This is a genomic window from Nonomuraea sp. NPDC003201 (genome assembly GCF_053590415.1).
This window is the reverse complement of sequence record NZ_JBSFTC010000422.1, coordinates 1-7,663: the sequence shown is the minus strand read 5'-3', so window position 1 is coordinate 7,663 and position 7,663 is coordinate 1. Positions and strand designations below refer to the sequence as shown.

The following is a 7,663-nucleotide window of genomic DNA, read 5'->3' as shown; positions in this document are numbered from 1 at the left end:
GCCTGACCGGCCGCCTCCCGGGCGCCCTGCGCGCCGTCAGCGGCTGACCGCTCCTACGCGCGGCGCAGCGACCTGGTCAGGCCCGCGGCGATCGTGGTGGCCAGCACCCAGCCGGCGGCGATCAGCCCGTACGCGAGCCACTGCGTCCCGCCGAGCGGGTTGAACGCCTTCTCCTGCCCGAAGTCGATGAGCGGCAGCAGCAGGTCCAGCGTGTAGACGAACGCGTGGAACGGCGGGGCCTCCCCCGGTTTCAGCGGCGGCGGCTCGGCCAGGCCGAACACGATCGTGCCCACGGCCAGGAGCGCCAGCAGCCAGGCGGCCGCGCGTAAGGGGCGGAAGCCGTACCCGACGGTGACGTCCTGGAGGTGGCCCCAGAGCCCGGCGTACCACGGGAGGGTGGCGCGCCGCCGCCGCTGGCCGGCCAGGAGCGTGTCGCGGGCGTCGGCGTCGCTGCCCAGCCGCCGGTACATCGCGGCGAGCTGCTCGTACGCGTTCGGCAGGTAGCCCTCGGGATCCCTGCGCAGCCAGCCGAGCCGTCCGGCGGCGGGCAGCATGGGGTCGAGCACCTCGTACGCGAGCCCGTCCATGCGCATCGCGTCCGGCCAGACGCCGGGGTCGTCGCGCAGGACGCCGATGCGCGCGTGGCGCAGCTCCACGGTGCCCCGGACGGGCGTGGCGGTGCGCAGGGCCAGCTCGCGCGCCTCCACCCGCCAGCATTTGAGCGCCACCTCGCCGGGGGCCTCCAGCGTGGCGTCGTCGAAGCACAGGCGGCTGCCGACCTGGGCGTTGGTCAGGCGGACCCGGCCCTGGGCCGAGAAGCCGCTGCACAGGTTGAGCACCTTGCCGACCGTGATGCCGTTGGCGGTCAGGGCCGAGCCGCCGGGGTTGGCCAGCCTGGCGCCCTCGAAGTGGGCGGGGCCGGTGACGGAGGCGTCGAGCAGGCTGATCTCGCCCTCCACGCTCATCCCGTCGCGGGCGTGCAGGGCGCCGTCCACCGTGAGGCCGTCGCCGGCCAGGGCCACGCCGCCCGGGTTGCGCAGGGTGGCGCCGTCGAGGTTGAGCGAGCGGGCGACGGCGGCGCTCCCCAGGCGGACCTGGCCCTCGGTCTCGACCAGCGACAGGAACAGGCCGCCCTCGGCGTTGAGCCCGCCGCCGCGCACGGCGATGCCGCCGGGGTTGCGCACGCGCGAGCCGCGCAGCGTGAGCGGCCCTCCGACGCGGGCGGAGCGCACGCAGATCTCCCCGTCGACGGTCATCCTCCGGGCGAGCAGGCCCACCTGGGCGGTCAGGTTGGACGCCTCGAGGGCCATGCCGCCGGGCGCGTGCAGGCGGGCGTCGTCGAGGTTCACGGCGGCGCCGATCCGCGCGGCCGTGAGGAAGATCTCGCCGTGGCTGCTGAAGCCGTCCTGGGCCCGCAGGGTGCCCCCGACGTCGAGGTGCTCGCCGTTGACGACGACCCCGCCCGGGTTGTCCAGGTGGGCGCGGTTGAGGTTGAGGTTGCCGCTGACGCGGGCGCCGGACAGGCGCAGCTCGCCGGTGAGGTGGCAGCCGGCCAGGCGCAGGTTGCCGTCCACCTGGATGTTCGAGGCGATCAGGCCGGGCAGCGTGGAGCCGCTCAGGCTGAGGAAGCGGGTGCGCGCCTGGTACAGGTCGGGCGCCTCGTCGAACGCGCACTGCTCAAGGGTGATCGGGAAGCCGATCTCGGCGAAGGCCAGGTGGAGCAGGCCGGTGATCCGGGCGCCGATGAGGCGCAGCGCGGGCTTGGGCCCGTCGTGCTCGCCGAGGAGCAGCTCGGCCAGGACCTGCGCGCGAACGGCCGGGTCGAGGTCGCCCGAGCGCAGGTCGACTTCCCTGCCGTGGGGCACGGCTTCGGCCACGGCCCGCTCGGCCGGGAGGAGATCGGTGATTTTCACACGGCCATACTGCGGTGCCCGCCCGGTATCCGCAGCCGATCTCGGTGGCCGCCTACTCGCGTACGTCCAGCCCCAGGGCGCCGGCCACGACCGTCGCCTGGAACGGGTCGATGATCGCGTTCTTGAGCGTGACGGTGAGGGGGTCGAGCGTGCTCAGGTCGCTGCCGCGCAGGTCGCACCGCGTCAGGTCGGCGCCGCGCAGCGACGCGCCCGACAGGTCGGCCCGCCGCAGCTCGGCGCCCTCCAGCCGGACGCCCGACAGGTCGGCCTCCCGCAGCCGGGTGCCGCGGAAGACGCTGCCCCGCAGGTCGGCGCCGGCGAGGCCGACGTAGGACCAGTCGCCGCCCTCGACCTTGAACAGCCCGTACGTGCACCCGTCGAACACGCTGCCGGTCAGCTTGCACCCGTCGAACGTCGCGTCGAAGAACGAGCACCGCGTGAACGTGCAGTTGACGAAGCGGGCGCCGTCGTGGACCGACACGTTGAAGCGCACGTTGCTGAAGTGGCACTCCTCGAAGGAGGAGCCGTGGTCGACCAGCTCGGTCATGTCCACGTCCTGGAACAGCACCCGGCGATGGCTCTCGCCGGAGATCTCCAGGCTGTCCCAGTCGGTGGACCAGATCGTCTTCTCGGTGGGCTGGGTCATGCGAACAAACTAGCGGATCAGGACCGCTTGGCGATGGAGGTGATGAGAGGTTGCACGAGCTTGGCCGCCAGGGGCCCGAAGGCCGCCAGGATGAGGACGTACGCCGCCGCCAGCGCGCCCAGGTCGGGGTGGGCTCCCGCGCCCACCGCCAGGCCCGCGATGACGATGTTGAACTCGCCGCGCGGGATGAGCGCGATGCCCGCCCGCGCCTGGCCCGCCTTGCCGATGCCCGCCCGCCTGGCCGCGTACACGCCGGTCAGCAGCTTGGTGATCATGCTGACCACCGCGAGCAGCGCGGCCAGCCCCGCCACGGGCAGGATCTTCGCCGGATCGGTCTGGAGGCCGAAGAAGACGAAGAACACCGCCGCGAACAGGTCGCGCAGCGGCGCCAGCAGCGCCTGCGCGTCCTCGGCGAGCTCGCCGGACAGCGCGATGCCGACCAGGAACGCGCCGACCGCCGCCGACACGTTCAGCTGCTGGGCGAGCCCGGCCACGAGCAGGGCGAGCCCGACCACCTTGAGCAGCAGCACCTCGTTGTTGGGGCTGGCCACGAACGCCTCGATGAAGCGCCCGAACTTGAGCGCCACCACCAGCACCGCGCTCACCGTCAGCAGCGCTACGCCCACCGCGACCGCCCCGCTGGCCAGGCTCAGCCCGGCCAGGATGGTCGTCAGGATCGGCAGGTAGACGGCCATCGTCAGGTCTTCGAAGACCAGGAGCGACAGCACCGTCGGCGTCTCCCGGTTACCGATCCACCCCAGATCCGACAGCACCTTGGCGGTGATGCCGGAGGAGGTGGCGTACGTGACGCCCGCCATGGCCACGGCCGCGACCGGGCCCCAGCCCAGCAGTAATGCGCAGATCGCGCCGGGGGCGGCGTTCAGCACCAGGTCGACGATGCCCGCGCGGACGTTGCCGGTCAGGCTGGTGACCAGCTCGTCGGCGTTGTACTCCAGGCCGAGCGTCAGCAGCAGCAGGACGACGCCCAGCTCCGCGCCGACGGAGACGAAGTCGTCGCTGGTCGCCAGCGGCAGCACCCCGCCGGTCCCGAACGCCAGGCCGGCGATCAGGTAGAGCGGGATGGGCGAGATGCCCACGCGCAGCGCGAGGGCGCCCAGGATTCCCAGGGCGAGGACAATGGCACCGAACTCGAGAAAGAGGACCGCGGTATGGTGCACCCGCGGTCCTACCCGTCCGCCAGGATGCCGGCCACCTCGGCGGTGGTGTCCTCGCTGCCCACGACGACCACGACGTCGCCCGCGGCGAACACGAAGTCGGGGCCGGGGCTGGCGAAGACCCGCCCGCTGCGCACGACGGCCACGATGGAGGCGCTGGTACGGGTCCGCACCCGGGCGTCACCCATGGGACGCCCGGCGTAGGGGGAGCCGTCCGGGACGGGCAGCTGCACGCTGACCAGACCCTCGACCTGCTCGTGCAGCTGGTTGAGCCGCTGCACGATGCGGGGGGCGCCGAGGAGCTCGGCCAGGGCGTCGGCCTCCTCGTCGTTGAGCTTGACCACGTGGCAGACGGCGTCAGGATCGTCCGCGTCGTAGATCACCAGGTCCCGGCGACCGGTGCGATGGGACACGACGCCGACCCGCTGTCCTTTGCGGGTGGTGAAGTCGTGTCGTAGCCCGATTCCCGGCAGCGCTGTCTGTTCGACCTCCACCTATCCCCACCCGCTCAGATCCGCCTATTTGCGACTAAACCCTACCAACACCTGCCTATGGCCTCTGCTCCGCAGAGGCGGGCCCGGTCGCCCTCGATGCCTCGCGTAGCGGGCGTCCGACCTCGTGCAGGTGCCGCAGGGCCTGGCCCCACGACGCGAACAGGCCGCATTCGAGGTAGTCGACGCCGAGCCGCTCGCAGTACTCGCGGACGATGGGCTGCGCCTTGCGCAGGTTCGCGGTCGGCATGCTGGGGAACAGGTGGTGCTCGATCTGGTAGTTCAGGCCGCCGAGCGCGGTGTTGACCAGGCGCCCGCCGCGTACGTTCCGGGAGGTCAGGACCTGGCGGCGGAGGAAGTCCAGCTCGTCCTCGGCGGTCAGGACCGGCATGCCCTTGTGGTTGGGCGCGAACGTGCAGCCGAGGTAGACGCCGTAGCAGGCCTGGTGCACGATCACGAACACCAGCGCCGTGCCGAAGGGCAGGACCAGGAAGACCGCCCCCAGGTAGGCGAGCACGTGCGCGCTCAGCAGCAGCCCTTCGAGCCCTCTGCTCTTGAGCGAGGGGCGGCGCAGCGCGCGGAAGCTCGACACCTTCAGGTTCACGCCTTCGAGGGTGAGCAGCGGGAAGAACAGGAACGCCTGCCAGCGCCCGATGAACCGGGGTATCCCGCGCGCCTCCTCGGCCTGCTTCTGCGACCAGATCAGGCTGTCGGGCGCGACGTCGGGGTCGTGCTCCTCATGGTTGGGGTTGGCGTGGTGGCGCGTGTGCTTGTCCATCCACCAGCCGTAGCTGAGCCCGACGGCCAGGTTGCCCACCAGCAGCCCGGCGATCCTGCTGATGCGCCGCGACCGGGAGATCTGCCCGTGCGCCAGGTCGTGGGCCAGGAGCGTCACCTGCGCGAAGGCCACGGCCAGCAGCACCGCGACCGGGATCTGCCACCAGGAGTCCCCGACCATGGCGAACAGCGCCCAGCTCCCCGCGAAAAGCCCGGACACCAGGCCGATCCTGGCCGCGTAATAGCCTGGCCGCTTGTCCAGCAGCCCCGCCTCGGCGATGCGGCGTGACAGTCTCGCGAAGTCGCTGCCGCGCCGAACGGCGGCGGTCCCCACAGTCCCCACGTTTCTCTCCGATGCTGACGAGTCGTATGTGATCACTCATCAGCATCGCGAGAGACGGGGGTCCGGCGGACCCCCGCTGTCACCCGTTCTCTTGGTAGTGCACGCCCTACCATCCGGGGGCGGGCGGCGGGGACACCGGCTCAGATCGGCTGCAAAGCCGCCGCGTCGCCGTAGATGTGCAGGTCCGGGCGGAAGGCCGCGAGGTAGGCGGCCCGGTCGTGGAAGGTCGCGGCCAGGGCGTCCCCGTAGTCGATCAGCTGCCTGTGGGCGTCCCTGCGGGGCTCGTAGCGGGCGGACAGCAGCCGGTCGAGCAGGTCCGCGTCGCCGCCGGCCGCGCAGATGACGTCGGCCAGGAGCTCGGCGTCGTGCAGCGTGTAGCTCATGCCCATCCCGGTCATGGGATGGCAGGCGAACGCGGCCGAGCCCAGCAGCGCCGCGTTGCCCTTGTGGTACTCCGCCACCCGCATCGAGGAGACCTTGATCCGCTGCCAGGTCGCGGGCTGGAGGACGTTGAAGGCGTCCGAGCTGTCGGTGACGAACTTCTTCAGCGCGTCGAGCAGCGCGGGGATGCCGTCCTGGAAGATCTCCTTGTCGTCCTCGGGGGGCAGGCCGACGAACACCCTGGCCTGGTCCCTGTTGATCGGATAGAGGTAGGCGAACCAGCCTTCCGAGCTGAAGTACAGCCGGTTGAGCTGGGCGACGCTGGCGGTCAGCGGGACGGTGGCCACCCGCATCAGCAGCCGCTCGTACGGCAGCGTGCGCTGCTCGATGTCGAGCGCCTGCCGTACGGCCGACCTGGTGCCGTCGGCGCCGATCACGACGCCGGCCCGCAGCCTGCGCCCGTTCGAGAGCGTCAGCTCCTCCACGCGGCCGTCGCCGATCGCGATGTCGTCGATGCTGGCGTCGAACCAGAACTCGACGCCCTCCATGACGCAGCTCGTGTAGATGAGCTCGACCAGCTCCCGGTAGGGGCGGACGAGGAAGCCTCCCTCCGGGAATCGGCACTCCTGGATGGGGTCGCCGTCGTGGTAGTAGCGGACGGTGTCGCGCCTGAGGCCATGGCGTCCGACCAAGTCGGCCAGCCCGTGCCGGGCCAGCACCCGGAGCCCGGGGGGCTTGAGGAAGTCCGCGCCCGCGCTGGGGACCGAAGGTCCCTGCTCGATGACGACGACGCGCTGTCCGCGACGACCCAGCAGCAAGGCGAGGAAGCAGCCGCCGAGCCCGGCGCCGACGATCGCTACGTCGCACGATGTGGTTGCCATGACGAGAGCCCTTTCGAATGGTTGAACTAGTTCGGGTTCCCGCGGGAACCGGCGAGCGGGCCTGGCTCGGCCGCCCGCGGCCGCGGGATGTGGTCCGTGGGGGGTGTGCGGGTCTCGGCAGGCAGCAACGCGTCGGCCTCCGCCGCCACGGTGGCGAGAGTCATGCGCAGTTCCAGCAGCATCCGGCGCGGCACTTTGATCATGACGTCGCCCGGGTCGGTCCGCAGCCGGGTGATCTTGGTGAGGGCCAGCGCGCCGATCAGCACGGAGATGGCCACGCACATCGCGAGCGCGCCGGCCAGCCCCGCGAAGGGGCCGGTCATGAACGGGTGGTCGATGACGACCGACACGACGGCGACGCCGACGGCCCCGCCGACCATGCGCGCCATGGTGGCCGCGCCGACGGCGGAGGCGTACTGGTGGGGGCGGGCGGCCAGGGTGGTGGCGACGGAGGTGCCCGGCGCGAGCGCGCCGACGCCGATGCCGACCACGACGCTGGCGATCAGGCCCCACACGGTGGGCCCGGCCTGTGTCAGCACGAGCACGCAGGCGCCGCCGCACAGCAGCGAGCCCGCGTAGATCAGCCCGTACGCGCCGACCCGCTTGACGATCCGCCCGGCCAGGAAGCTCGTCACGACGACCGCCACCGACGTGGGTGTCAGCCACATGGCCACCTCGAGCATGGGGTAGCCGAGGTGGAGCAGGTACAGCGGCTGCACGGTCAGCAGCCCGTACGACAGGGCGCCGAAGCCCCAGGTCGCGAGCCAGCCCCAGACGAATCTGGGACGCCGCCACAGGGCCAGGTCGATCGCGGGCAGGCGGTGGTGCTTGGCCTGCGCGAACGCGCCGCCCAGCAGGGCCAGCGCGGCCAGCGCCAGCCACACCACGTCCATGCCCCAGGCCATCGCCTTGGAGATGGCCAGCACGATGACCGCGATGCCCGCGGCGAGCAGCCACGCGCCGAGGACGTCCGGCAGGCCCCTGGCGCCGGCGCGCTTACCCGGCGGAAGCGCGGCGCAGGCGATCAGGAGCGCGACGCCGATGACGACGTCAGGG

The 7,663-nt window shown here is 72.0% G+C and carries 7 protein-coding genes; all 7 read right to left on the bottom strand.

The window, feature by feature from the left end:
* Positions 1-53: 53 nt before the first annotated feature.
* Entirely contained in the window at positions 54-1,913 is a 1,860-nt protein-coding gene (locus tag ACWDX9_RS56455; RefSeq protein ID WP_449971185.1) for a hypothetical protein, read from the bottom strand.
* A gap of 52 nt (positions 1,914-1,965) precedes the next feature.
* Positions 1,966-2,559 carry a pentapeptide repeat-containing protein gene (locus ACWDX9_RS56450; RefSeq protein WP_449971182.1) on the bottom strand — a complete coding sequence of 198 codons (594 nt, stop codon included), beginning with the start codon at positions 2,557-2,559 and terminating at the stop codon, positions 1,966-1,968.
* Between the two features lie 17 nt (positions 2,560-2,576).
* Positions 2,577-3,737 carry a cation:proton antiporter gene (locus tag ACWDX9_RS56445; protein ID WP_449971178.1) on the bottom strand — a complete coding sequence of 387 codons (1,161 nt, stop codon included), beginning with the start codon at positions 3,735-3,737 and terminating at the stop codon, positions 2,577-2,579.
* An 8-nt stretch (positions 3,738-3,745) separates the two neighbouring features.
* Positions 3,746-4,228 (bottom strand): cation:proton antiporter regulatory subunit, encoded by a 483-nt coding sequence (locus ACWDX9_RS56440; RefSeq protein ID WP_319713832.1) that lies wholly within the window; start codon positions 4,226-4,228, stop codon positions 3,746-3,748.
* A 55-nt stretch (positions 4,229-4,283) separates the two neighbouring features.
* Positions 4,284-5,345, bottom strand: coding sequence for a fatty acid desaturase family protein (locus ACWDX9_RS56435; protein ID WP_449971175.1), 1,062 nt, complete (start codon positions 5,343-5,345; stop codon positions 4,284-4,286).
* A gap of 140 nt (positions 5,346-5,485) precedes the next feature.
* Positions 5,486-6,607, bottom strand: coding sequence for an FAD-dependent monooxygenase (locus ACWDX9_RS56430; protein ID WP_449971172.1), 1,122 nt, complete (start codon positions 6,605-6,607; stop codon positions 5,486-5,488).
* A gap of 26 nt (positions 6,608-6,633) precedes the next feature.
* A partial coding sequence (locus ACWDX9_RS56425) for an MFS transporter (RefSeq protein WP_449971169.1) occupies positions 6,634-7,663 on the bottom strand: 1,030 nt, incomplete at its 5' end.

Excerpts from the sequence above, each read along its gene's own strand:
- ACWDX9_RS56430 (WP_449971172.1), bottom strand. The coding sequence starts at position 6,607 with ATGGCAACCACATCGTGCGACGTAGCGATCGTCGGCGCCGGGCTCGGC.
- ACWDX9_RS56450 (WP_449971182.1), bottom strand. The coding sequence starts at position 2,559 with ATGACCCAGCCCACCGAGAAGACGATCTGGTCCACCGACTGGGACAGC.